This is a genomic window from Kitasatospora sp. NPDC089797, from assembly GCF_040684795.1.
GTDB lineage: Bacteria > Actinomycetota > Actinomycetes > Streptomycetales > Streptomycetaceae > Kitasatospora.
On record NZ_JBFBGS010000037.1, the window covers coordinates 20829 to 45625 of the forward strand.

General features: G+C 76.1%; 22 protein-coding genes. 11 read left to right on the forward strand and 11 right to left on the reverse strand.

The window, feature by feature from the left end; all coding sequences use genetic code 11:
* The first annotated feature begins 180 nt into the window (after positions 1-180).
* Positions 181-564, forward strand: coding sequence for a hypothetical protein (locus tag AB0O91_RS27365; protein ID WP_363438159.1), 384 nt, complete (start codon positions 181-183; stop codon positions 562-564).
* Between the two features lie 62 nt (positions 565-626).
* On the opposite strand, the gene AB0O91_RS27370 is transcribed toward AB0O91_RS27365, so the two are convergent.
* Together AB0O91_RS27370 and ctaD are read right to left on the reverse strand one after the other, a co-directional pair.
* The gene (locus AB0O91_RS27370) at positions 627-1160 is read right to left on the reverse strand and encodes a hypothetical protein (protein ID WP_363438162.1); all 534 of its coding nucleotides are present in this window, start codon (positions 1158-1160) and stop codon (positions 627-629) included.
* 107 nt (positions 1161-1267) lie between these two features.
* Positions 1268-3085, reverse strand: coding sequence for a cytochrome c oxidase subunit I (gene ctaD, locus AB0O91_RS27375; RefSeq protein WP_363438165.1), 1818 nt, complete (start codon positions 3083-3085; stop codon positions 1268-1270).
* Positions 3086-3672: 587 nt separating this feature from the next.
* Between ctaD and AB0O91_RS27380 the strand changes: the two genes are divergently transcribed.
* The 4 genes from AB0O91_RS27380 to AB0O91_RS27395 all read left to right on the forward strand — a co-directional run bounded on the left by AB0O91_RS27380 (position 3673) and on the right by AB0O91_RS27395 (position 10679).
* Positions 3673-5571: a BTAD domain-containing putative transcriptional regulator gene (locus AB0O91_RS27380; protein ID WP_363438168.1), complete on the forward strand. Its 1899-nt coding sequence runs from the start codon at positions 3673-3675 to the stop codon at positions 5569-5571.
* Positions 5572-6104: 533 nt separating this feature from the next.
* Positions 6105-9299, forward strand: a complete 3195-nt coding sequence (locus AB0O91_RS27385) for an adenylate/guanylate cyclase domain-containing protein (protein ID WP_363438170.1) — start codon at positions 6105-6107, stop codon at positions 9297-9299.
* A complete protein-coding gene (locus AB0O91_RS27390) occupies positions 9296-10138 on the forward strand; it encodes a S8 family serine peptidase (RefSeq protein ID WP_363438173.1) in 843 nt (280 codons plus the stop codon). The genes AB0O91_RS27385 and AB0O91_RS27390 overlap by 4 nt, the downstream gene beginning before the upstream one ends.
* Complete coding sequence (locus AB0O91_RS27395) at positions 10122-10679, forward strand: GAF domain-containing protein (protein WP_363438176.1); 558 nt, start codon at positions 10122-10124, stop codon at positions 10677-10679. Before AB0O91_RS27390 ends, AB0O91_RS27395 begins: the two co-directional genes overlap by 17 nt.
* Here AB0O91_RS27395 and AB0O91_RS27400 read toward each other — a convergent pair.
* From AB0O91_RS27400 to AB0O91_RS27430, 7 genes are all read right to left on the reverse strand, one after another.
* On the reverse strand, positions 10670-11581 hold the full coding sequence (locus tag AB0O91_RS27400; protein WP_363438178.1) for a virginiamycin B lyase: 912 nt from the start codon (positions 11579-11581) through the stop codon (positions 10670-10672). The genes AB0O91_RS27395 and AB0O91_RS27400 overlap by 10 nt on opposite strands.
* A gap of 76 nt (positions 11582-11657) precedes the next feature.
* The gene (locus tag AB0O91_RS27405) at positions 11658-12755 is read right to left on the reverse strand and encodes an AI-2E family transporter (RefSeq protein WP_363438181.1); all 1098 of its coding nucleotides are present in this window, start codon (positions 12753-12755) and stop codon (positions 11658-11660) included.
* Positions 12756-12835: 80 nt separating this feature from the next.
* Complete coding sequence (locus AB0O91_RS27410) at positions 12836-13933, reverse strand: winged helix DNA-binding domain-containing protein (RefSeq protein ID WP_363438184.1); 1098 nt, start codon at positions 13931-13933, stop codon at positions 12836-12838.
* Positions 13930-14679, reverse strand: coding sequence for a glycerophosphodiester phosphodiesterase (locus tag AB0O91_RS27415; protein ID WP_363438186.1), 750 nt, complete (start codon positions 14677-14679; stop codon positions 13930-13932). The genes AB0O91_RS27410 and AB0O91_RS27415 overlap by 4 nt, the downstream gene beginning before the upstream one ends.
* Positions 14676-15116, reverse strand: a complete 441-nt coding sequence (locus tag AB0O91_RS27420) for a hypothetical protein (protein ID WP_363438188.1) — start codon at positions 15114-15116, stop codon at positions 14676-14678. Before AB0O91_RS27420 ends, AB0O91_RS27415 begins: the two co-directional genes overlap by 4 nt.
* 61 nt (positions 15117-15177) lie before the next feature.
* Positions 15178-15594, reverse strand: a complete 417-nt coding sequence (locus AB0O91_RS27425; protein ID WP_363438190.1) for a helix-turn-helix transcriptional regulator — start codon at positions 15592-15594, stop codon at positions 15178-15180.
* A 136-nt stretch (positions 15595-15730) separates the two neighbouring features.
* Positions 15731-16915, reverse strand: coding sequence for an ROK family transcriptional regulator (locus AB0O91_RS27430; RefSeq protein WP_363438193.1), 1185 nt, complete (start codon positions 16913-16915; stop codon positions 15731-15733).
* A gap of 123 nt (positions 16916-17038) precedes the next feature.
* Between AB0O91_RS27430 and AB0O91_RS27435 the strand changes: the two genes are divergently transcribed.
* A complete protein-coding gene (locus AB0O91_RS27435) occupies positions 17039-18295 on the forward strand; it encodes an MFS transporter (RefSeq protein WP_363438195.1) in 1257 nt (418 codons plus the stop codon).
* 66 nt (positions 18296-18361) lie between these two features.
* Here AB0O91_RS27435 and AB0O91_RS27440 read toward each other — a convergent pair whose 3' ends face one another.
* A complete protein-coding gene (locus tag AB0O91_RS27440; RefSeq protein WP_363438197.1) occupies positions 18362-19009 on the reverse strand; it encodes a response regulator transcription factor in 648 nt (215 codons plus the stop codon).
* On the reverse strand, positions 18994-20253 hold the full coding sequence (locus AB0O91_RS27445) for a sensor histidine kinase (protein ID WP_363438200.1): 1260 nt from the start codon (positions 20251-20253) through the stop codon (positions 18994-18996). Before AB0O91_RS27445 ends, AB0O91_RS27440 begins: the two co-directional genes overlap by 16 nt.
* Positions 20254-20493: 240 nt before the next feature.
* Here AB0O91_RS27445 and AB0O91_RS27450 point away from each other — a divergent pair, with 240 nt between their 5' ends.
* The 5 genes from AB0O91_RS27450 (at position 20494) to AB0O91_RS27470 (ending at position 24776) form a co-directional block, all read left to right on the forward strand.
* Positions 20494-21234 (forward strand): VTT domain-containing protein, encoded by a 741-nt coding sequence (locus AB0O91_RS27450; RefSeq protein WP_363438203.1) that lies wholly within the window; start codon positions 20494-20496, stop codon positions 21232-21234.
* Positions 21235-21279: 45 nt separating this feature from the next.
* Positions 21280-21795 carry a DinB family protein gene (locus tag AB0O91_RS27455; RefSeq protein ID WP_363438206.1) on the forward strand — a complete coding sequence of 172 codons (516 nt, stop codon included), beginning with the start codon at positions 21280-21282 and terminating at the stop codon, positions 21793-21795.
* A 273-nt stretch (positions 21796-22068) separates the two neighbouring features.
* Positions 22069-22458 (forward strand): cell division protein SepF, encoded by a 390-nt coding sequence (gene sepF, locus AB0O91_RS27460; RefSeq protein ID WP_363438209.1) that lies wholly within the window; start codon positions 22069-22071, stop codon positions 22456-22458.
* Between the two features lie 147 nt (positions 22459-22605).
* The gene (locus AB0O91_RS27465; protein ID WP_363438212.1) at positions 22606-23217 is read left to right on the forward strand and encodes a helix-turn-helix domain-containing protein; all 612 of its coding nucleotides are present in this window, start codon (positions 22606-22608) and stop codon (positions 23215-23217) included.
* Positions 23214-24776, forward strand: coding sequence for an MFS transporter (locus AB0O91_RS27470; RefSeq protein ID WP_363438215.1), 1563 nt, complete (start codon positions 23214-23216; stop codon positions 24774-24776). The genes AB0O91_RS27465 and AB0O91_RS27470 overlap by 4 nt, the downstream gene beginning before the upstream one ends.
* The last annotated feature ends 21 nt before the right edge of the window (positions 24777-24797 follow it).

Consider the following 24797-nt stretch of genomic DNA (forward strand, 5'->3'; position numbering starts at 1 on the left):
CCCGCCGGACGCCACCGGCCCAGGGCCCAAGGACCCCATTCCCCGGCCGTCCCCGGCCCTCGTCCCACGCCCGTCCGTGCCATCCCGGGACGGCACGCCCTGGTGGGACGTACCGGCGCGCTGCTTGGCTGACCGGCGTCACCCCGGACGACGTGCCGGGCCCACCCGAGGAGAAACCCCATGAAGCGGACGAAGCTCGCCCTCAAGACGACCCTCGCCCTCGCCACCGCGAGCGCCACCCTCGCCCTGGCCGCCCCCGCCAATGCCGCGACGTTCGTCGAGAACATCGGTGACGGCTACCAGAACGACCACGGCGCCGTCCTGTGCGTGCAGGACATCCTCAACACCTGGGCCAACGACTCCATGCACAACCCCGGTGCCCGGGTCCAGGAGGACGGCATCTGGGGCCCCAAGACGAAGGGCCTGGTGATGTACTTCCAGCAGGTCCAGCACCAGAGCAACCCGAGCATCGTCGTGGACGGCATCGTCGGCAAGATCACCGGCAGCTCGATGGTCTACAGCAACCGCCAGCCCTGCTACTACTACATCCCGACCACCTTCTGATCCCTCCGCCCCCGGCCCGCGCCGCGTTCGGCGCGGGCCGGTCGGCGTCGGACGCCCGCCCTTCAGCGCCCCTGCCGCCGGACGCTCCCTAGCCCCATCAGCAGGAACGCGAGCGCCACGCCCGCGCCGCTCACCGTCGCGAGCGCGACCTTCGCGCCGAGCCCGGCGCCGTCCGACAACAGGATCGCCACCGCCCCGAGCGAGGCCACGGCGGCGCCCACCACCAGCCACCCGGCCAGCGCGACGGCCGCCGGGCGACCGCCCCGCGGCACCGGCCCGACGTCGAGCGCGGACCAGCGCGCCGCGCTCTCCCGCTGCTCGCCGCGCCGGTCCCAGAGCGCCCGTACCCGCAGGGCCGTGCCGCCGACCAGTCCCATGAGCGCCACCTGGGCGGCCGGGTGCCAGTCGGGCAGGGCGAGCAGCAACCCGCCCGCCAGGGCGAGCGCCGCCCACCAGAGCACGCAGGCCGCCGCCGCGGTGCGGATGGAGCGGGGCCGGTCCGCGCCGGCCTGGAGGTCGGCGATGGCGGGCAGGTACCAGACGCAGCCGCTCGCGGTGAGCGCGGCGGTGCCGATGGCGAGGACGGTGTGGGTCACGGGCCGGCCTTCCTGGGGACGCGGGGAGTACGGGGCACGGGAGTTGCGGAGCCGTCCCCGCCCGCCCGGGGCAGCGGTGCGGGCGGGGACGGCGTTCGGGGGCGTCCTCAGCCGTCGGAGGACGGCTCGGACGACGACGAGGCCGAGGTCGAGGCCGAGGCCCGGGCCCGGTCCGCCCGGGTCAGCGGCCGGTCGTACTTCGCCGGTTCCACGTCGCCCAGGTGCGCGGCCGGCTTGCCGCTGTGCTGCAGCACGTCCCGGGCCGCGATGTCCGGGTGGTGCAGGTCGAAGGCCGGGGACTCGGAGCGGATCCGCGGCAGCTTGACGAAGTTGTGCCGCGGCGGCGGGCAGGAGGTCGCCCACTCCAGCGAGCGGCCCCAGCCCCACGGGTCGTCCGAGGTGACCTTCTCGCCGTACTTGGCGGTCTTCCAGACGTTGTAGAGGAACGGCAGGATCGACAGGCCCAGCAGGAACGAGCCGATGGTCGAGACGGTGTTCAGGGTGGTGAAGCCGTCCGAGGCCAGGTAGTCGGCGTAGCGGCGCGGCATGCCCTCGGCGCCGAGCCAGTGCTGCACCAGGAAGGTGCTGTGGAAGCCGACGGTGAGCGTCCAGAAGGTGATCCTGCCGAGCCGCTCGTCGAGCTTCTTGCCGGTCATCTTCGGCCACCAGAAGTGGAAGCCGGCGAACATCGCGTACACCACGGTGCCGAACAGCGTGTAGTGGAAGTGCGCGACGACGAAGTACGAGTCGGAGACGTGGAAGTCGATCGGCGGCGCCGCGAGCAGCACGCCGGTCAGGCCGCCGAACAGGAAGGTGACCAGGAAGCCGACCGTCCAGAGCATCGGCGTCTCGAAGCTCAGCGAGCCCTTCCACATGGTGCCGACCCAGTTGAAGAACTTCACCCCGGTCGGCACGGCGATCAGGAAGGTCATGAAGGAGAAGAACGGCAGCAGCACCTGCCCGGTGACGTACATGTGGTGCGCCCACACCGTCACCGACAGGCCGGCGATGGCCACCGTGGCGGCGATCAGGCCCGCGTAGCCGAACATCGGCTTGCGGCTGAAGACCGGGATGACCTCCGAGACGATGCCGAAGAACGGCAGCGCCAGGATGTACACCTCCGGATGCCCGAAGAACCAGAACAGGTGTTGCCACAGCATCGCCCCGCCGTTGGTCGGGTCGAAGACGTGCGAGCCGAACTTGCGGTCGCACTCCAGCGCCAGCAGCGCCGCGGCCAGGACCGGGAAGACCAGCAGCACCAGCACCGAGGTGAGCAGCACGTTCCAGCAGAAGATGGACATCCGGAACATGGTCATGCCGGGGGCACGCATGCAGATGATGGTGGTGATGAAGTTGACCGCTCCGAAGATGCTGCCGAAGCCGGACAGCGTGACGCCCATGATCCACATGTCGGAGCCGACACCCGGCGAGTGGACGGCGTCGGACAGCGGCGCGTAGAGGAACCAGCCGAAGTCCGCGGCCCCCTGCGGGGTGGCGAAGCCGGCGGCGGCGATCAGCGAGCCGAAGATGAACAGCCAGAAGGACAGCATGTTCAGCCGCGGGAACGCCACGTCGGGCGCGCCGAGTTGGAGCGGCATGATCCAGTTGGCGAAGCCGGTGAACAGCGGCATCGCGAACAGCAGCAGCATCACCGAGCCGTGCATGGTGAAGGCCTGGTTGAACTGCTCGTTGGAGAGGATCTGCGTTCCGGGCCGGGCGAGTTCGGCCCGCATGACCAGCGCGAGGACGCCGCCGATCAGGAAGAACGCGAACGACGACACCAGGTACATGGTGCCGATCGTCTTGTGGTCGGTGGTGGTCAGCAGCCTGACCACGGCCGAGCCGGGTCGGCGGGCCCGAACCGGGCCCGCCGGAAGGGGCGTTGGCGGTGAGACGGGGTCGCCCTGTGCCTGGGTGGCGCTCAAGGACGCACTCCTTCGGAACGTCGTGCGAATGATGGCGCTCCATGATCCGAACGCACGCCCCGCGCACCCCAGGGCCGTTGGACCCGCCCGGCCGGGGCCGCTGGGCCCGAGTTCCCGGCCGCCGACCGGGACCTCCCGACCGGGACCCGCCCGCCGCCCGGCCCCCGCGGGGGCTCCACCGCGCCCGTCCGCGCGCTCGCGGCCCGCTCACCGCGTCGCCCAGCCCCGCTGGAGGACCAACGGAGCACCCCCGCCGCACCGTTCCCGAACCGTCGGACGACGGGCCCCCGGGCGCCGCCGGACGCCCCCCGGCCCGCACCTCGCCCGCGCCCGGCCCCCGGCCCGCCCGCACCCGGCCCGACCAGCCCCCCGACCGGCCGCCGCCCGGAGGCCCGGGGCCCGCCGCGGCCGTCCGGGGCCGCCGCCGCGCCGTCACCCCGGCCGTGGCACACCGCGTCGTGCGGATCCGACGGCCGAACCGGCCCGGTCCGGTGCCCTTCAGCGCTCCCGGCCGTCCACTAGCCTGCGCCCAGGACCCGCACCACCCCGGTCACGCCCCCGCACGCCCCCGCCCCGGAGGTACGCCGATGACCCCGGCCCGGCCCGCCACCGCCAGCCCGCTGCACTTCCGCGTCCTCGGCCCGCTCACCGGCGAGGCGGACGGCCGCCCGCTGCCCCTCGGGCCGCTGAAGCAGCGGCTGGTCCTGGCCGTGCTGCTGAGCCGGGCCAACACCGTCGTCCCGGTCGAGCTGCTCACCGACGCGGTCTGGCCGGAGGAGCCGCCGCGCACCGCCCGCAAGAACCTCCAGGTCTACGTCTGCGCCGTGCGCACCCTGCTCGGCCGCGAGGCCGGGCCGGACCGGCTGGTCCACTCGGCCGGCGGCTACCTGCTGCGGGTCGCCGAACCCGAGCTGGACGTCCTCCGGTTCCACGCGCTCGCCCGGGCCGGCCGGTCCGCCGCCGACCGGGGCGCCCTCGCCCCCGCCGCCCGGCTGCTGCGCCAGGCCCTCGACCTGTGGCAGGGCCCGCCGCTCGCCGACCTCCGCTGCTCCCCGGCCGTCGCGACCGAGGCCGACCGGCTGGAGGCCCGCTGCCTGGGCGTCCACGAGGACTGGGCGGAGACCGAGCTGGAACTCGGCAACGCCGCCGCCGTGGCCGAGGAGCTGGCCGAGCCCGCCGAACGCCACCCGCTGCGCGAACGCCTCCAGGCCGCCCGGATGCAGGCCCTCCACCTGACCGGCCGCCAGGCCGAGGCGCTCGCCGTGTACGACACCCACCGCCAGCTGCTGGCCCGCGAGTTGGGCCTCGAACCGAGCCCCGCCCTGACCGACCGGTACCGCCTGCTGCTCGCCCGCGGCCGCACCCGGCCGGCCACCGGACGCCCGGACCGCGCCGCTGCCCCGACCGGCAGCCTGCTGCCCGCCGACACCGTCGACTTCACCGGGAGGACCGCCGAACTGCGGGAGCTCGTCGCCGAGTCGGGCGGCCCCGCCGGCCGCGTCGTCCTGCTGTCCGGACCGGCCGGCAGCGGGAAGACCGCACTGGCCGTGCGCGCCGCCCACCTGCTCGCCGACCGCTTCCCGGACGGGCGGCTGCTCCTCCGGCTCCGCGCCGAGGACGGCACCCCGCGCCCGCTGCCCGAGCTGCTCGCCGAACTCACCGCGCTCACCGGCCACCTGGACCGCACCGGCCGTCCGGAGCCCGCGGACCGCACCGGGCAGCCGGACCCGGCCGACCCGGACCCGATCCGCCCGGGCCCGACCGACCCGGGCCGGGCCGCGGCCCTGTGGCGCGCCTCCCTCGCCGGGCGCCGGATGCTGCTGGTCCTGGACGACGCGCCGGGCGAGGCCGTGGTCCGCGAACTGCTGCCCGGCACCGGCCGGAGCTCCGTCCTGGTCACCTCCCGCAGCCAACTCGCCGGCCTGGCCGCCGTGCACCGGATCAGCGTGCCCCCGCTCGCCCCGGCCGAGGCCCTCGACCTGCTCGGCCGCATCACCGGCCCCGGCCGGACCGGCGCCGACCGGGCCGCCGCGGCCCGGATCGTCGACGCCTGCGGACTGCTGCCGCTCGCCGTCCGGGTCGCCGGCGCCCGGCTGGCCGTCCTGCGCCACCTCCCGCTCACCGAGTACGCGGCCCGCCTGGAGGACCCTTCCGGCGCCCTGGACGAACTCGTCGCCGGGGACGTCACCGTACGCGCCCGCCTCGACGCCGGCTGGCAGGACCTCCCGCCGCGGGGCCGCCTCGCCCTGGCCCGCCTCGCCGCCCTGCCGCTCGACCTGCTCTTCACCCTCCCCGAGGCCGCCACCGCCCTGGGCCGCCCCGAACACCTCGCCCTGCGCACCCTGGAGGCCCTCACCGACACCGGCGCGGTCACCTCGCCCACCGGGGAGGTCACCGCCCACGCCGCCCTCTACGCCCTCCCCCGCCTCACCCACCTGCACGCCCGCGAACGGGCCGCCGAGCTCACCGCGCCGTCACTGCCCTGACGACCTCGCCGGGCGGCGGTGCGCCCCCGGCCCGGGCCTCACCCCGGCGCCACCGGCTCCGGCCCCGCCTCCCGGACGGACCCCCGGCGCGCGCACCTTCCGCCCGCCCACCGGGACGGCCGCCCCGCCCGGCGGTTCGCCGACCGGCGCGGCCCACTCCCGCGCCACCGGGGCACTCCCGCTGCTCCCCCGGTGGAACCGGTCCGCCGATCCGACCGACAGGCGCGCCCGGCTGCGTCCCGCCCGGAATCGGTTGGCCACCGGTATGGCCGCTGGTCGGAGCCGGTGCCCGCGGTTCGGTGCCGCCCGCCGCACCCGCCGGGTGCCCGCCCGCCCCCGCTCCGACCTGCGGCCATACCGCTCGCACACCGTCCCCGAACCGGCCCCGAAGCCCGCCCGGACATCCTGACCGGGCACGCCCGCACCCCGAGGGCACCGGCCCGCCGTCCGGCCGACGCCGCCGCCCCGCCGGCCGGCCGATCGCGTCCGGCCGATCGCTCCGCACCGCGAAGGACTACCGAAGGACTCCCACCATGCCGTGCCCACAATGCGCCCAACTCGCCAGCACCAACGACCACTTCTGCCCCGCCTGCGGCACCCCCCGGGCGACCGCGCTCGATCTCGCGGCCGAGGCGCACAAGCTGGTCACGGTGGTCTTCTGCGATCTGGTCGACTCCACCGCCCTGTCCGGCGCGCTCGACCCGGAGACGCTGCGCGAGGTGATCCTGCGCTACTTCGAACGGATGCACCGTCAGATCGAGGCGCACGGCGGCACCCTGGAGAAGTTCATCGGGGACGCGGTGATGGCCGTCTTCGGCGTGCCGGTGATTCGCGAGGACGACGCCCACCGGGCACTGGCCGCCGCCCTGGCGATGCTGGAGGACCTGGAGGACCTCAACACCGAGCTGGACGCCACCCTCGGGGTCCGGCTGGACGTCCGGATCGGGGTCAACACCGGTCAGGTGGTGGCCGGTTCGGACGCCTCGGCGCGCCAGGCGCTGATCTCCGGCGAGACGGTGAACATCGCCGCCCGGCTGCAGACCAGGGCCGCCCCCGGCCAGGTCCTGATCGGCCCGCAGACGCTGCGCGCGGCGGGGCCGGCCGCCCAGGTGGACGAGGTGGGGCCGCTCCAGCTGAAGGGCAAGGTGGAGCCGGTCACCGCCTACCGGCTGGTCGGTCTGGACGAGGACGATCCGGAGCTGCTGCGCCGCTTCGACGTCCCCCTGGTCGGCCGGGACCGTGAACTCGACGGCCTGGACGCCGCGTTGGCCCGGGTCGCGGGAGGCGGCGGCGCCGAGCTGCTGCTGGTGGTCGGCGAGGCCGGGATCGGCAAGACCCGCCTGGTGCGCGAGTGGCGCGAGCGCTCGGCCCGGCACACCGCGCGCTCCGGCACCGGCCGCTGCCGCAGCTTCGGCGAACAGGGCGTGCTGGCACCGCTGGCCGAGGCGGTCCGGGCCCTCCTGGACGAACCCGGCGCCACCGCCCCCGCCGAGGCGCTGGCCCGCCTCGCCGACGCCGTGTCCGCCGCCGACCCCGGCGCCCCGACCGACCCGACCGACCCGGGCGCCCCGACCACCCCCGAGCGCGGCCTCGACCGGGCCCTGGAGCAGTTGGCCGCGATCCTGCGCGGCCGCACCGTGGAGCGCCCGGCCGTGCTGGTCCTGGACGACTGCCAGTGGGCCGGCCCGGTCCTGCTGGACGCCGCCGAGCGGCTGATCGCCCTGCTCGGCCCGGCGCCGGTGCTGCTGCTCTGCCTGGCCCGCCCCGAGCTGCTCTCCGCCCGGCCGGAGCTGCCGCAGCTCCCGGTCGGCGGCCTGTCCTGGGACGAATCCGCCCTGCTGGCAGCCCAGTTGACGGAGCTGAGCGCCCACCAGGACACCGTGCCGACCCGGCTGCTGGAGCGTGCCGAGGGCAATCCGCTGCACCTGGAGGAGCTGCTGGCCGCCCTCACCGCGGCGGACGGCCCGGACGGCCCGGCCCTCGCCGACGAACTCCCGCCCACCGGGCGGGCGCTGCTCAGCGCCCAGATCGACGGCCTGGAGCGGGACGAACGCACCACCCTGGACCTGGCCGCCGTGCTCGGCCGCGCCTTCACCGCCGCCGAGCTCGCCGAACTCGCCCACGGGGGCACCGACCAGGACGCCTTCGCCGACCCCGAGGACGACGTCTTCACCGGCCCGATCGACGGCCTGCCCGGTACCCCGCCCGGCACGGGCGACGACACCCCGCCCCGGCTGCACGCCGCGCTGGCCCGGCTGGCCGACCGCCGCCTGGTCGAGCCGACCGGCCTCGGGCGGGGCGGCGACGGCTACCGGTTCAGCAGCGGCCTGGTCCAGGAGTCGGTCTACCAGTCGATGTCCAAGCGGGCCCGGGCCGAGCGGCACGAGCGGGCCGCCGACCTGCCGGCCGTCCGCACCGCCGGGGACGCCGCCGTCGGCGGCCACCTGGAGCGCGCCCACCGCTACCGGCTGGAGCTGGGCCTGCTCGACGCCCGCACCGACACCCTGCGCACCCGGGCCGCGGCCGCCCTCGGCAGCGCCGGGGCCGACGCCCTCGCGGGCGCCGAACTCCTGAAGGCCGCCGACCTGTTGGAGCGCTCGGTCCGGCTGCACTACCCGAGCGAGCGGACCGCCGGCCCGGTCCTGCGCCGGCTCGGCGAGACCCGGCTCGCGCTCGGCCGCGCGGACGAGGCGCTGCCGGTCCTCGCCCAGGTGCGCGACGCGGCCGCCGACCCGCTGGACGCCGCCCACGCCCGGCTGGCCCTGGCCGCCCGCGGCCTGCCGCCCGGCCCGGAGCAGCCCGCCGCCACCGCCCGCGCGGTGCTGCCGCTGTTCACCGACGGCGGTGACCCGCTCGGCCGGGCCCGCGCCCTGCTGCGGCTGGCCGAGGAGCACCTGCTGGCCGGCCGGCACACCCAGGCCGAGCTGCTGCTCGACCAGGCGCTCGGCGAAGTCTCGCGCACCGACGCCGAGTTGGACCGGGCCGCGGTGCTGTCCGCGCTGGCCTCCTCGCTGCTGGCCGGTCCCGAGCCCGCCCCGGCCGCCACCTTCCGGCTGCGCGCCCTGCTCGCCGAGCACGGGGACGGCCGGCGCGCCGTCCGGGTGGCGCTGAACGGCCCGCTGGCCGTCCTGCTCGCCCTGCGCGACCGCCCGGACGAGGCCGAACTGCTGCTCACCGAGGCCAACGGACTGGCGGGCGAGCTGTCACTGGCCGAGGCGACGGTCTCACTGCCCGCGCTGACCGCCCAGGCCGCGGCCGCCACCGGTCTGACCGCCCACGCGCTGGACCTGCTGGCCGACGCCGCCGAGACCGCCCGCCGCCAGGGCAGCGCGGCCCCGCTGCCGCGGCTGGCCCTGACCACCGCACGGGTCCTGCTGGACACCGACCGCCCGGCCCAGGCCGCCGGGCACCTGGACGGCGTGGACGCGGCCGCCGCGCTGCCGCCCGTCCTGGCCGTCGAACTGGACGCGCTGCGCGGTCGCCTCGCGGCGGCCCGGGGCGAGTCCGGCCCGGCCCTGGAGCTGACCGGCTCGGCCCTGCGGGCCGCGGCGGCCACCGAGTCGGTGCTGCTCCAGGCGCTGACCGCGCTGGACCGGGCGCACGCCCTGCTGCTGCTCGACCGGCCCGCGGAGGCCGCGGTCGCCGCCGCCACCGCCCGGGACCGCTTCGCTGCCAAGGGCCACCTGCCGGGCGTGCGCCGGGCCGAGCGGCTGGGCGGCGGGCGGTGACCGCCCCGGCGGGCCTGACCTGGAGCCTGCGCGAGCGCCGCGGCGACGGACTCCCGGTGCTGGCCGACCCGGTGGAGGAGCACCCGGGCGGCACCGGCCGGGGCGTGCGGGTGTGCGTGGTGGACTCCGGCATCGAACCCGGCCACCCGCTGATCGGCCCGCTGAACGGCTCCTGGGCGGTCGTCCGGGACCCGGTCACCCGGGAGCTGACGGTGCGCCCCGACACCGTCGGCGACGCCTGCGGCCACGGCACCGCCTGCGCGGGCATCATCCGCCGCACCGCCCCGGACTGCGAGCTGTACAGCGTCCGGGTGCTCGGCGAGCGGTTCACCGGCACCGGGGACATGCTGATCGCCGGGCTGCGGTGGGCCGTCCGGCAGGGCTTCGACGTGATCAACCTCAGCCTCTCCACCACCCGGACCCGCTTCCTGGAGGAACTGCACGCGATCGCCGACGACGCCTACTTCGCCCGCACCGCGATCGTCGCCTCCGCCCACAACACTCCGGTGGAGAGCTTCCCGTGGCGCTTCTCCTCGGTCATCTCGGTGGGCAGCCACCAGGAGGCGGACCCGGACCTGCACCTGTACAACCCGGCGCCGCCGGTCGAGTTCTTCGCCCCCGGCCAGGACGTCCGGGTGCCCTGGCTCGGCGGGGCCACCATCCGCACCACCGGCAACAGCTTCGCCACCCCGTACGTGGCCGGGCTCTGCGCCCGCATCCTGTCCCGGCGGCCGCGGCTGACCACCTTCCAGCTGAAGAGCGCGCTCTACCTCACCGCGGCCAACGTCCAGGTCCCGTCCACCCCCACCCCGGAGGCGTCCGATGACCCTCAGCACTGACCCCGCCGTCGACCCGCTGGCCCGCGAGCTGCTGCAGTCCGTGGTGGACGTCGCCCGGGCGATCTTCGGCGCCCAGGCGGGCTCGGTCTGCCTGCTCGACGAGGCGGCCGGCGAGCTGGTCTTCCAGGCCGTCTCCGGGCGCGGGGAGGAGTCCCTGGTCGGCCGCCGCTTCCCGGCCGGCCGGGGCATCGCGGGCTGGGTCGCCGCCTCGGGCGAGCCGATGGTGGTGGACGACCTGGCCGCCGACCGCACCTTCGACCGGGCCTTCGCCGAGTCCACCGCCTACGTCCCGAACGCCCTGATGGCCGCACCGCTCACCCACGGCGACCGGGTGCTCGGCGTGCTGGAGGTGCTGGACCCGGCCCCGCAGGGCCGGGGCGGCCTGTCCGAGCTGGACCTGCTGGCGCTGTTCGCCCGGCAGGCGGCCGCCGCCCTGCGGGTGCTCGCCGAGCGCGCCCCGGCCCCGCGCCCGGCGCCCGAGCGGGCGGCCGCGCTCGGGCTGCTGGCCGACCTGGAGGAGCTGCTGCGGCGTCAGCCCTGAGCCGCGGGCGGCGCCCCCTCGGCCGCCTCGGCGGCGGTCAGCCGGGCGATCTGGCCGCGCTCCAGCGCGGCGTACACCGCGCCGTCCGGGCCGACGGCGATGCCGTGCGGCTCGGCGGCCGGGCCGGGAAGGGGGTACCCGCCCAGCCGGCCGTCCGGCTCCAGCACCCCGATCCGTCCGGCGGCCCACTCGGTGAACCAGAGCCGCCCGTCGGGGGCGGCGGTGATCGCGTGCGGCCTGGCGGCGCGGTCGGCCAGCGGGTACTCGGTCACCCGTCCGTCGACCGTGATCCGCCCGACCAGCCCGCCGCCGATCCCGACGTACCAGAGCGCACCGTCCGCCCCGGCGGTGATCCCGACCGGTGCCGTGCCCTCCGTGGGCAGCCGATGGACGGTCACCGTGCCGTCGACGGCGACCCGGGCGACGGCGTCGGCCTGGTTGAGGGCGCACCACAGCGCGCCGTCCGGCCCGGCGGTGATCATGGCCGGGAACGCCCCGGCCGACGGCAGCGGGTACTCCGTCACCTCCCCGTCCACGGTGATCCGGCCGACCAGGTCGGCGTTCACCTCGGTGAACCAGAGCGCCCCGTCCGGGCCGGTGGTGATCCCGCCCGGCCCGACGCCCGGACCGGACAGCGCGAACGAGGCGGCCTGCCCGTCCACGGTGATCCGGCCGATCCGGCCGGCGTTCATCTCGGCGAACCAGAGCGCCCCGTCCGGGCCGGTGGTGATCACCGACGGCCCGCACCGCGGCCGCCCCAGCGCGAAGCGCCGCACCGTGCCGTCCGCCGCCAGCCGCCCGATCTCCCCGGCGTGGACGAGCGTGAACCACACCCCGCCGTCCGGCCCCACCGTGATCCCGTACGGTCCGGCTCCCCGCTCGGCCACGTCGAACAGTTCCATCCGCACCCCTCAGCACTATCGCGACGTGCGTCGCATTAGTGATGGTGCCATGCCCGCCTGCCACCGGCAACCGACTTCACTCCGGGTCCGCCGCCGCGGTCGGCGCCGCCACTCCCCGGAGCACCGAGACCACCCCCGCCCCCGCCGCGCACACCGGCACCGCCAGCAGGGCGCCGATGATGCCCGCGATGCCGGCGCCGGCCACCACCGCGACCATGATCGTCGCCGGGTGCAGCTCCACGGTGCGGCTCTGGATGATCGGCTGGAGGATGTTGCCCTCGATCATCTGCACCGTCAGCACCACCCCGAGCGCCCACAGCGCCGTCCCCAGCCCGCCGTCCGCCAGCGCCACCAGCACCGCCACCGTGCCGGACAGGAAGGCGCCGACGAACGGGATGTACGCCCCCATGAAGACCAGGGCGCCCAGGCCGGGCGCGCCCGGGACCCCCAGGGCGAGCAGGCCGACGGTGATGAAACCCGCGTCGATCAACGCGATCAGGGTGGTGCCGCGCATGAAACCGGCCATCGCGTCGAAGGCCCGTTCGGCGCAGGCCACCACGGTGTCGGCGCCGCGCCCGGGCAGGTAGGAGCGGATCGCGTCGCCGGTGCGGTGGCCGTCGCGCAGGAAGAAGAAGACCAGGGCCAGCGCCAGCACCCCGCCGGTGACCACCTGGATGAGCAGGCCGAGCCCGGACAGCACGCCGTTGGTCAGCGTCGAGACCAGCGAGTTGGTCTCCCCCTTGGCGTTGGCCAGCGCGTGCTGGATCTTGGCTCCGAACGGCCCCAGCCAGTCGGCCAGTCGCCGCCCCGCCGTCGGGAGCGAGGCGGCGATCTGCGGGGCGCTGTGCACCAGGGAGTTGACCAGCAGGACGATCACCCCGGCCACCGCCGCGACCAGCAGGACACAGGTCAGCGCGGCCGCCAGGGACCGGCCCACGCCCCGCCGGACCATCCAGGGCACCACCGGGTACAGCAGCGACGCGCCGAGCAGCGCGAGGACGAACGGCACGGTGGCCGCCCGCAGTTCGACCAGCGCGAAGACCGCCAGCGAGCCGACGGTGATCAGCAGGATCACCGCCACCGACCAGGCCGCCGCCTGCCGGACGGCGGGCGGCAGCATCAGGTAGGGCCTGCGGTGGTCGGGCTGCCCACCGGGCGGGCGCTCCACGGTCACGGCAACCTCCGCCGGGGATCGTCATCGGGTCCGACCCGACCCAGCTCAGCAGAGAACCCGACGATCCGCCCGTCGTACGACTACGGGGCGGCCTCCTCGATCCGCACCTCGCCGCCCCCGCCCGCGAAGGCCAGCACCCGCCGGCCCTCGGCCTCCGCCGCCGCCCGGTCGGCCCGCGCCAACCGCACGAACGGCTGCACCACGAGCGCCGCCGGGTCCGTCAGCCGCCAGGTGCCCGCGACCAGTCCGTCCACCAGCAGGGTGCCGGCCACCAGCCCGTTCACCGTCATCACCCGCACCCGGTACTCCTCCGGCAGCACCCGGTCGCGGTCGGCGTGCGAGAGCAGCAGGTTGTCGAACGGCGCGATCAGCCGCACCGGCGCCGGGGTGTCCGGATCCGGCCGGGGCGCCTGCGGCAGGTCGTACAGCACCCGGCCCCGCTCGTCCCGGAAGGTCAGCAGCCCGGGAGCGAGCCGCCGCAGCACCGGGCCGAGCCCGCCGAGCCCGCACCAGGTGCGCAGGTCGGCGGCGCTCGCCGGGCCGAAGGCGGCGAGGTAGCGCAGCACCAGCGGCTCCGGTGCGGGCGCGGGGTCGAGCGGGCGGCCGAGCCAGGCCTCGGCGGTGGTGTGGGCGGCCGGTCCGGTGCGCCCCCACAGCCCGCGCGGCGGCACCTGGACCAGCGGCAGCAGGCAGCGCGCGGCCTGGGCGAGCGCCGCCGGGTCGTGGTCCGGGCGCCCCGCCGCCAGCAGCGCGCCGAGCTGCTGGAAGGTGCGCGGCTCGGCCTCGACCAGGGTCCGCGCCTCGGCGGCCAGCGCGGCGAGGTCGAGCCCGGCCAGCCGCTTGCCGTAGGTGCTGCGCAGCGCCCGGTCCAGGACGGGCTGGAGCAGCGGGCGCAGCGTCCGGCAGTCCTCGGCGGTGACCAGGTGGATGGTGCCGCGGTGGAGCGCGATCCGGACCGCCGACCGCTGCTCCAGCAGGGTGCTCAGCCCGTCCGGGGTGAAGCCGTCCAGCCGGGAGAGCAGCCCGAGGTAGGGCGGTTGGGGCGCGGCCTGGGCCTGGAGCCCGCCGAGGTGGTGGAGCAGCGCGGCGGGCTCCGGGCCGGTGCGGGCGAGCAGGTGCTGACGGGCCAGCAGGGCCCGGCCCAGCGCCCGGCGCCCGAGCACCGGCGGTTCCGTCACCGGCGGCCGTCCAGCACCCGGCGCAGCAGGGAGATCCGGTTGCTGGTGATGGAGGCGGCCCCGGTGTCGCGCAGTCGGCGCATGGTGCGGCCCAGGTCGGCGGTCCAGGTGGAGACGGCGAGGCCCTGGTCCGCGGCGGCGGCCACGAACGCGGGGGTGACCAGTCCGAACGGCGGGTTGAGGAAGCGCGGGCGCAGGTCGCGCAGCAGGGCGGGCGCGGGCATCCGGGGCTGCTTCCAGGTGAGCGCGATCTCGGCGTCCGGGCCGAGCGCGCGCACGGCGAGCATGGCGGTGACCGGGCCGCAGAAGGCGACCAGCCGTTCGGCGCCGAGCGCGGTGACGACGGACCAGGTGGCGGCGACCGGGCCGGGATCGTCCAGGTCGATCAGCAGCCGGGGCCCGTCGGCGGCGGCCACCGCCTCGATCGCCTCGGCCAGGGTGGGGACGGCCAGCTCGCCCCGGCGCAGCTCGGCGAGCTGCTCGGTGGTGACCCGGCCGATCGCCCGCGGGTCGCCCCAGAGCCGCTCCAGGGTGGTGTCGTGCAGCAGCACCGGCACCTTGTCCCGGGTGAGCTGGACGTCCACCTCCACGGCGTCGGCCCCGGCGGCGAGCGCCGACCGGACGGACGGCAGGGTGTTCTCGCGGTACCGGTACGGGTCGCCGCGGTGGGCGACGGCGAGGACCGGGCGGCGGTCGGCGGTCGCTGCGGCGGCGATCGCGGTGGCGGTGGTCGCGGCGGTGGTCATCGGATCCTTCCGGAGAGCCAGGGGGTGAGGTCGCGCAGGCCGACGCTCTCGCGGTAGCCCGGCTCACCGGGGACGGTGACGATCAGGGTGGTGGAGGGCGGGAAGGCCCGGGCCCTGACGTGCACCAGGCCGGACCAGACCGCGTCGAGGAAGGCCGGGACGCTGTCGCGCGGGACGTCGAAGGCGATGCCCTCGACGGTCACCACGGCCTCGTCGTGGGTGAACAGCCGGACGCCGGTCACCGGGCTCCCGCCGAACTCCAGCAGCGCCTCGTGCGGGATGGCGTCCGGCTCCGCGGCGTCCTGGCCGACCAGTCCGGCGAAGGTCCGGTCGCGCCCGATGTCGTGCTGGGCCCGGACGGCCCGGCCGTGGCGGGCGGCCAGGGCCTCGATCGCCAGCACGGCGGCCTGGGTGGTCGGCAGCTTCGGAGGGGTCATCCGGGCCTCTCGGTCAGGAGCGGGTACGGCTGGTGCACGGGATGCACGAAGTACGCGACGGCTAGCGCCGCTCGATCATCACATTGGTCGACTTGATCACCGCAGTGGCGGGGGCCCCGGGCACCAGTCCCAGTTCCTCCGCCGACTCCCGGCTGATCAGCGACACCACCCGGAACGGCCCGGCCTGGACCTCCACCTGCGCGGCCACGTCCCCGAGCCGCACCTCGGTGACGATCCCGGGGAAGCGGTTGCGCGCGGAGGACGGCCGGCCCTCCGCCTCGGCGATCTCCGGCCGGGCCAGCTCGCGGGCGAAGGCGGCCAGCTCGGCGCCGGGGATGATCCGGTGCCCGTGCTCGTCGCGCACGGCGGCGAGCTTCCCGGCGTCCACCCAGCGGCGCATGGTGTCCGCGCTGACGCCGAGCAGCGCCGCCGCCTCACCGATGCGGTACGGGTTGACCGGCACGTCGGGCTGGCCCATGTGCGACTCCTGACGGTGGTTCGAGGTGCGGGGTCCGTGCCCCCCGGCCGCCATCCTGCCGTACCGGGGAGGGCGCCGCGGACCGCGGGGCCCGGGGTCGGCCTCCTGGAGCCGGCCCGGACCCGGGAGGCCGGCCCTACGGTTCCCCGAAGAGGTCCCGCCGTACGGCGTCCCCGGCGGTGAGCACCGCCCCGGCGAGCACCGCGCCGCCGCCCGCGGTGCCGGCCAGGACCTCGGTGCGCAGCGGGGAGAGTCCGGCCAGCCGCCGTTCGACCCGCTCGGCCAGCTCGGGGCCGCCGGCCCGGCCGACCTCGCCGCCGAGCACCACGCAGCCGGGGTCGAGCACCACGCAGACGCCGGCCGCGCCGAGCGCGATCCGCTCGGCCAGCTCGTCCAGGAAGGCCGCGCCCGCGGCCCCGGCGGTGAGGGCCGTGCGGACGGCGGCCTCGGCGGCGGCCGCGTCCCCGGCCGGGTCGGCGGGCAGCCCGTGGGCGCGGGCGAGGGCGCACAGGGCGGCGCTGCCGACCAGGCCGTGGAAGCCGCCCTCGCAGCTGTCGGCGCTGGGCAGCCCGGTGGCGCCGGGCACGGGCAGGAAGCAGATCTCGCCGGTGCCGCCGGAGAAGCCGCGGCGCAGCCGCCCGTCCAGGATGACGGCGGCGCCGACGCTGTGGCCGAGCCACATCAGCACGAAGGTGTCGCGGTCCCGGGCGGCGCCGACCCGGTACTCGGCCCGGCCGGCCAGGTTGACCTCGTTCTCCAGGATGACGTCGGTACCGGGCAACTCCCGCAGGGCGGCGAGCAGTTCGGCGTGCCAGCCGGGGAGCTGGCCGGTGCTGTGCAGCCGGCCGGTGGCGGGGTCGACCAGGCCGGGGGCGCCGACCGCGACGGTGTGCAGCCGGTCGACGCCGGCGGCGCGGGCGGTGTCCGCCAGGGCCCGGACGATCGTCGGGGCGGTGTCGGGGGTGCCGGCGCCGTCGACCGGGATCTCGGCGCTGCCGAGGGTGCGCCCGGTGAGGTCGGCGACGACCAGGCCGACGCCGCCCTCGCGGACGTCGAAGGCGGCGATGTGGGCGCGGGAGGCGACCAGCGCGTAGAGCCGGGCGTTGGGGCCGCGCCGCTGGGCGCCGCGCTCGCCGGCCAGGGCGACCAGTCCGGTGCGCTGGAGGCGGTCGAGCAGGTCGGCGACGGTCGGCCGGGACAGTCCGGTGAGGTCGCGCAGCTCGGTCGCGGTGAGGGGGCCCTGTTCGAGCAGCAGGTTGAGCGCCACCCGGTCGTTGATCGCCCGGGCGGTGCTCGGCGTGGCCGGGCGCGCGGTGGTCATGGCCGATCATCCTTCCAGCAGTTCGGGCCTGTTTCTATCAGGATCCCTTCCTGATAATTTATCGAACCGTCGACACCCACAGGGCACCGTCGCGCCCGCCGCGCGACCGGGAGGGAACGCCGCATGTCCGTCACCACCACCGAACCACTCGCCGACCCCCGCCGCTCCCGGCGGAGCATCGCGCTGGTCTTCGCCGTGCACGGCGCCGTCAGCGGCACCTTCGTCACCCGCATCCCGTGGCTCCAGGACCGGCTCGACCTCTCCCCCGGGCAGCTCGGCCTCGCCCTGGTGATGCCCGCCGTCGGCTCCTCGCTCGCGATGCCGCTGGCCGGGCGCTTCGTGCACCGCTACGGCGGCCGGGCCGCGGTGCGCGGACTGATCTCGCTCTGGTGCCTGGCCCTCGCCCTGCCCGCGCTCGCCCCCTCACTGCCCGCGCTGTGCGCGGTGCTGCTGGTGTACGGCGCCACCGCGGGCATGGCCGACGTCGCGATGAACGCCCAGGGCGTGGAGATCGAGCAGCGCCTCGGCCGCTCGATCATGTCCGGGCTGCACGGGATGTGGAGCGTGGGCGGCCTGCTGGCCTCCGGCTTCGGGATCCTGGCCGCCCACCTCTCCCTCGACGCCCGGCTCCAACTCGCCGTCACCGCACTGGTGCTGGCCGCCCTGGCGCAGCCGATCTGTCGGGGCCTGCCCGCGCTGCGGACCCCCGAGGAGGCCGAGGCGCCGCCGCACTTCGCGCTGCCGCCGCGCAGTTCGCTGCTGATCGGGCTGGTCGGCTTCTGCGCGGTCTTCGGCGAGGGCGCCTCGATGGACTGGAGCGGCGTCTACCTGAAGGACGTCACCGGCGCCTCGGCCACCGTCGCCGCCGCCTCCTACACCGCCTTCGCGCTGACCATGGCGGTCAGCCGGCTGGCCGGGGACGCGGCGATCCGCCGCCTCGGCGCCGTCCGCACCACCCGGCTGGGCGGGGCGGTCGCCACCCTCGGCGGCGTCCTGGTGGTGGTGGCCGACACCCCGGCGGTGGCCATCCCGGGCTTCGCGCTGATCGGCGTCGGCGTCGCGGTGGTCGTCCCGCTCGCCTTCGCGGCCGCCGGCCGGATCGGCACCAACCCCAGCCAGGCCATCGCGGGCGTCGCCACCGTCACCTACACCTCCGGCCTGGTCGCCCCCGCGGTGATCGGCGCCCTCGCCCAGGCCACCTCGCTGACCGTCTCCTTCGGCCTGGTCACCCTGCTCGCGCTCGCCCTGCTGCTGGGCGCCGGGGCCCTGCGCCGGGCCGAGCCGGACTCCCCGGCGCCGGACGTGGTGCGCGCGCCGCACGGCGGCGACGCCGCGGCCGGCCGCGCCCGCGCGCTGAGCGGGGACGCCCCGACCGGGTGACCGTGCGCCGCCGGCCGGGCCCGCGCGCCTGGCCGGAGCCCGGCCGCGCGGCCGGGGCCGGACGGCTCACCCCTGGTTCAGGTACCTCAGCACCGCCCGCACCCGCCGGTTGCCGTCCTCGTCGTCGGCGATGCCGAGCTTGCCGAACATCGAGGTGGTGTACTTGCCGATCGCGCTGTCGCTGAGGAACAGCCGGCGCGCGATCGCCTGGTTGGACAGCCCCTCCGCCATCAGCCCCAGCACCTCGTACTCCCGCTCGGTGAGCCGGCCGAGCCCCCGCTCGGGCGGGCTGGCGGTCAGCAGCCTGGCGATCACCGCCGGGTCCATCGCCGTCCCGCCCGCCGCGACCCGCTCCAGCGAGCCGATGAACTGCCCGGCGTCGAACACGCTCTCCTTCAGCAGGTAGCCGACCCCGCCGGAGCCGTCGGCCAGCAGCTCCCGCGCGTACAGCTGCTCGACGTGCTGGGACAGGATCAGGACCGGCAGCCCGGGCACCTCGCGGCGCGCCGCGAGGGCGGCCCGCAGGCCCTCGTCCGACTGGGTCGGCGGCATCCGGACGTCGATCACGGAGACGTCCGGGCGGTGGGTCCGCAGCGCTTCCAGCGTCTCGGGCCCGGTGGCGGCGGTGGCCACCACCTCGTGCCCGCAGGCCTCGATCAGATGGACCATCCCGTCGCGCAGCAGGTAGAGGTCTTCGGCTACGAGGATTCGCATGGCACCGTCATCCTGACGTTGGTCGGTCCGCCGGGCGGACTGGTGATCTCCAGGGAGCCGTCGAAGGCGTCGAGCCGGCGGCGCAGGCCGGCCAGCCCGCCGCCGGGGCGTTCCCGGGCGCCGCCGCGGCCGTCGTCCTCGACCTCGACGACCAGCCCGAGTTCGTCCTGGCGGAAGGTCACCCCCGCCCGGGTCGCGCCGCCGTGGCCGACGGCATTGGTGAGCAGTTCGGCGACGCCGAAGTAGACCGCGGACTCGATCGGCGCCTCCACCCGCACCGGTGTGGCGGCCTCGACGGCCACCGCCAGCCGCAGGTCCAGGGCGAGGGCGCGGACGGCGTCGACCAGGCCGCGTTCGGTGAGCACCGGCGGGCTGATCCCGTGGACCAGCTCGCGCAGTTCGGCCAGCGAGGCCCGCGCACCGTCCTGGGCCTCCCGCATCATCGCCCTGGCCCGCTCCGGATCGCGCTCGACCAGCAGCTGCGCGGTGGCCAGCGACAGCCCGAGCGCCACCAGCCGGGCCTGCGCGCCGTCGTGCAGGTCCCGCTCGATCCGGCGGATCTCGGCCGCCTGGGCGACCGTGGCGTCCGCCCGCTGGGCGGTCAGTTCCGCCACCCGGTCGGCCAGCGCCATCGCCGGGGAGGGCCGCAGGAACCGGACGGCCACCGGCACCAGCACCCGCCAGGCGTACCGCGAGCCGGCGACGGCCGCCGCCAGGCCGAGCGCCCCGAGCAGCCGGGCGGGCGCCTCCGGCCGGGACAGCGCCCACCCGGCGGCGGCCAGCGCGACCGGCGGCAGCGCCGCGACCGGACCGGCGGTGAGCGACGCGACCGCGAGGAACCGCAGGTCGCGCCCGTTCGCGGGGTCGCGCCAGCGGACCCGCCAGCGCTGGTCGAGCAGCGCGTCCCGCCGGGTCCTCTCGTAGCCGAAGCCGTTCCACCAGTACCCGGTGGACATCCGGACCACCGGCGGGGCCTGCCGGTACCCGTCGGGCAGCACGGTGCCCGCCCAGCGCGCGACCAGGGCGCGCACGGCCCGGCAGACCGGCCGGGCCAGCGTCAGGGTGCCCGCGACCACCAGCACCAGCGGCAGCAGCCAGGACCACGGGTCGGTCGGCCCCCAGGACCACCCCAGCGCCGCCGCCCCCGCCCACCAGAGCGGGACCGCCAGGGTCACGGCCGCGACGGCGCACGCCCGTCCGAACCCCACCGCGGCCCGCGCCGCCCACCCGCCCGACTCCCCCATGGCCCTCCCCGCTCCCCGTCCTCCGCCGACGTCCCCGACTCTGCACCGCGCGGGCCGCTCGCACACCCCGCCCGGGCGAAGAGTGTGGCCCGACCCACCCCGGTGTGGGTCCAGCCCGACCGGGGTGGTCGACGGACATCATGCCGCCCGTGATCACCGGCACCGACCGCCGCCCCCTAACCCGTCCCCCGGGGCGGGAGCCGACCGGCCCGCCCCGGGGGACGGGTTAGGCTCGGGCCCGTGCCCGCAGCCCTGACCACGCCCCCCGCGCCGAGCGCCACCGAGCCGGACGCCACCGCACCGCTCGCCGCCGCGCCCGTGGAGCAGCGCTCCCCCTGGTGGCGGTTCGCCCTGCTGGTGCTGCTGCTGGGCGCGTGCGCGGGCTCGCTGCTGCTGTGGAGCCCGACGGACCTGCTCTCCGGCGGGCTGGCGGACCGGCTCCCCGGGTACTGGTTCGCACCGCTGTTCACCGCCGTCTACGCGGTCGGCACCCTCGCCTTCGTGCCGCGGCCCGCGCTGAACGCCCTCGCCGGTGTGCTCCTGGGCATCCAGCAGGGCGTGCTGCTCGCCGTGCTCGGCACCACCCTGGGCGCGGTGCTGGCCTTCGCCCTCGGCCGGGGGCTCGGCCGCGAGGCGCTGCAGCCGTACCTGCGCGGCAAGGTGCTCGGCGCCCTCGACCGGCGCTTCACCGACCAGGGGTTCCGCAGCGTGCTGGTGCTGCGGCTGCTGCCCGGCCTGCCGTTCCAGGCGGGCAACTACGGCGCGGCCTTCTCCGGGGTGCGCTTCCTCCCCTTCCTGTGCGCCACCGCGATCGGCGTGGTGCCGACCACCGCCGTGTACGTCGTCGCGGCGGCCAGCGCCGACCGGCCGGGCTCGGCGGCGTTCCTGCTCTCCGCCGGGGTGATCGCCCTGCTGGTGCTGGGCAGCCTGGTCGGGCTCTGGCGGGCGGCCGCGGCCCGCCGCCGGGCCCGGGGCGCCTGACAAACCGTTCGCGCGGCCGGGCCCCCACGGGCCAGGATGTCCGGCATGACCGAACTCGCCCCGCGGGTGGACCCGCCGCTGGCCGCCGACGAGGCCGCCATGCTCACCTCCTGGCTCGACTACCAGCGCAGCACCCTGGCCCTGAAGTGCGAGGGCCTGACCGAGGAGCAGTTGCGGCTGCGTTCCGTCCCGCCGTCCACCCTCTCCCTGCTCGGCCTGGTCCGGCACATGGCCGAGGTCGAACGGCACTGGTTCCAGGGCATGCTGCTCGGCGGCGAGGTCGCCACCGGCCACTACTGGACCGAGCAGGACCCGGACGGCGACTTCGACCACGTGGACGCCGCCGACGCCGCCGCCGACCTCGCCACCTGGCGCGCCGAGATCGCGGCCGCCCGCCGGGTCTCGGCCGGCCTGTCGCTGGACACCGTCGCCGAGCGGCTGCGCCGAGGCGAGGAAGTGACGCTCCGCTGGATCCTCGTGCACATGATCGAGGAGTACGCGCGACACAACGGGCACGCGGATTTGCTGCGCGAACTGGTGGACGGTTCGACCGGCGAGTGAAATCGTTTCCGCATTGTTGACAGAAGGTCAATTACCCGCTGACCGTGACCGATATGGTCTACGCGCGCAACCGTACCGAGCTGCACCGCGTCGCTCTCTTGTGCCCGGGTTCACCCGGGTTCGCGACGCGGCACAACTCGCACGGCGGCCGCGAGCGGGCACGGGACCGGTGAACAGTGCGATACTCGGACAGTTCCGACGAGTGGATGACGTGTCAAAAAGGACACGCACACCCCCGGGGGACCAGGACGGGACGAGGCAGGGAGGCGCGGCATGGGAGCACTTCGCGACGAGCACCACAACGGGTGGCTGATGCCCTCGGGGAACTACCCGGCCGCTGTGTACGGCGACGAGTGGGGCGAGGAGGAGACGATTCCCGTCCCCTCGCCCGCGAAGATCGTCTCCCTGCGGCCGACGGGCTTCGAGGCGGCCCGCACGGTCGGTGAGCACATCCGGGCGAGCACCCCGGTGGTCATGGACCTCACCGAGATGGACGAGGCCGAGGCCAAGCGGATGGTCGACTTCGCCTCCGGCCTGATCTTCGGCACCCGCGGCGGCATCGAGCGGATCGCCCGCCGGGTGTTCCTGCTCACCCCGGCGGACGTCGAGGTGATGGTGATCGACCGCCCGCTCGACGAGACCGGCTTCTACAACCAGAGCTGACCGGAGCACCCGAACCGGGGACGGCACACCCGCCGTCCCCGGTTCTTGCTGTCCGGGGGCCGGGCGGCGGTGATCCGGCATCGATCCAGCTGAGAGCCATGAAAGTATTCTGAGACACCCACGTCTCATCTGCACTACACTGGGATCATGGCCACCGACCGCGACGCCGTTCTGGAAGCCGCCGTCGGCGTGCTCTCCCGCCGCCCCACCGCCCACCTGGACGAGATCGCCCGCGCCGCGGGCATCAGCCGGGCCACCCTGCACCGGCTGTTCCCGGGGCGCGACGCCCTGATCCACGAGATCGGCCTGCTCAGCCTCCAGCGCTTCGCCACCGCGCTGGACACCGCCGCCGTCGAGCAGGGCGACGCCCAGGCGGCACTGCGCCGCCTGGTGGACGCGGCCGTCCCGGACGCCATGCTCTGCGCCTTCCTGGCGGGCGAGAACCAGCTCTACGAGAGCAACGAGGTCAACGACCTCTGGGACGTCCAGATCGAACGGCTGCACGCGCTCTTCCTGCGCGGGCAGCGCGAGGGCACCTTCCGGATCGAGCTCAGCGCCGCCTGGCTCAGCGAGGCCTTCTTCGACCTGGTGGCCGGCATCGGCTGGGCCATCCAGGACGGCCGGCTCGCCCCGCGCGACGCCGCGTTCTCGCTCGCCGAGCTCTTCCTCGGCGGCGCGCTGCGCCGACCGGACGCCCCCGTCGGCGCACCCCCCACCCACAGCACCTCGGACCGGAAACCGGAAACCGATACACCATGAGCAGTACCCCCGTTCTGACCGCCCGCCAGCGCTGGACCGGCCTCGCCGTCCTGGTCCTGGCCGTCACCGTGGTCGCCCTGGACGCGACCGTGCTCTCCCTCGCCATCCCCTCCATCAGCGAGACGCTGCGCCCCAGCGGCACCCAGCTGCTCTGGATCGGCGACTCCTACTCCTTCGTGCTGGCCGGTCTGCTGGTCAGCATGGGCGCGCTGAGCGACCGGATCGGTCGCAAGAAGCTGCTGCTGATCGGCTCCACCGCCTTCGGCGCGGCCTCGCTGCTGGCCGCCTACGCGCCGAGCGCCGGCTGGCTGATCGTGGCCCGCGCGCTGCTCGGCGTCGCCGGGGCGACGATCATGCCGTCCACCCTCTCGCTGATCCGCAGCCTGTTCCCGGACGACCGGGAGCGGGCCACCGCGATCGGCATCTGGGGCGCGGCCGCCACCGCCGGCGCCGCGCTCGGCCCGGTGGTCGGCGGAGTGCTGCTGGGCCACTTCTGGTGGGGCTCGGTGTTCCTACTGAACATCCCGGTGCTGCTCCTGCTGCTGGTGTTCGGCGCCTGGCTGCTGCCCGAGTCCAAGGACCCGAAGCCCGGCCGCTGGGACGTGCTGAGCGTCGCGCTGTCGATGGCCGGTGTGATCGGCGTGGTGTACGCGATCAAGGAGGGCGCCGCGCACGGCGTCGCCCGCTGGGACGTCCCGGTCACCTTCCTGCTCGGCGCCGCCGCGCTCACCCTGTTCGTCCGGCGCCAGCTGCGCCTGGAGACCCCGCTGCTGGACGTCCGGCTGTTCCGCGACCGGCGCTTCACGGCCGCCGTGACGGCCTCGCTGATCTCCCTGGTCGGGCTGTCCGGCGTGATCTTCGTGGTCTCCCAGTACCTCCAGTTGGTGCGCGGCTACGAGCCGCTCCAGGCCGGGCTGGCCGAGTTGCCGGCCTTCGCCGGCTCGGTGGCCGGCGGCCTGCTGACCGCCCGGATCGCCCGCCGCTTCGGCGCCCGCAAGGCCCTCACCGCCTGCCTGCTGGCGATGGGCCTGGCCACCGGCGCCCTGGGCTGGCTGGGGCAGGACACCACCTACCTGCTGCTCGCCGTCGCCTTCCTGCTGGTCGGCACGGCCGAGGGCGTGGTCTACACCCTGGGCGCCGACCTGGTGCTGACCGCCGCGCCCGCCGACAAGGCCGGTGCCGCCTCGGCCGTCTCCGAGACGGCGTACGAGCTGGGCACCGCGCTCGGCATCGCCCTGGTCGGTTCGGTGGTCGGCTCGATCTACGCGAGCGGCCTGGTCGTCCCGGCCGGGACCGACCCGGCGGCGGCCGCCCGGGCCGGGGAGTCCCTCGGCGCGGCCGTCGAGACCGCCCACGGGCTGGCCCCGGAGCTCGCCCAGCCCCTGCTGGCCAGCGCCAAGGCCGTCTTCGTGGACGGCATGAACACCGCCGGCCTGCTCGCCGGGGCGCTGCTGGTCGCGGCGGCGCTGCTGGCCTGGCGGCTGCTGCGCGGGCTGTCCGCCCCCACGGCGGCGGCCGAGGCCGCCGCGCCGGCCGAAACGGAGCAGGTGCACGCGTAGCGAGCCCGCCGGTTCCGCAGA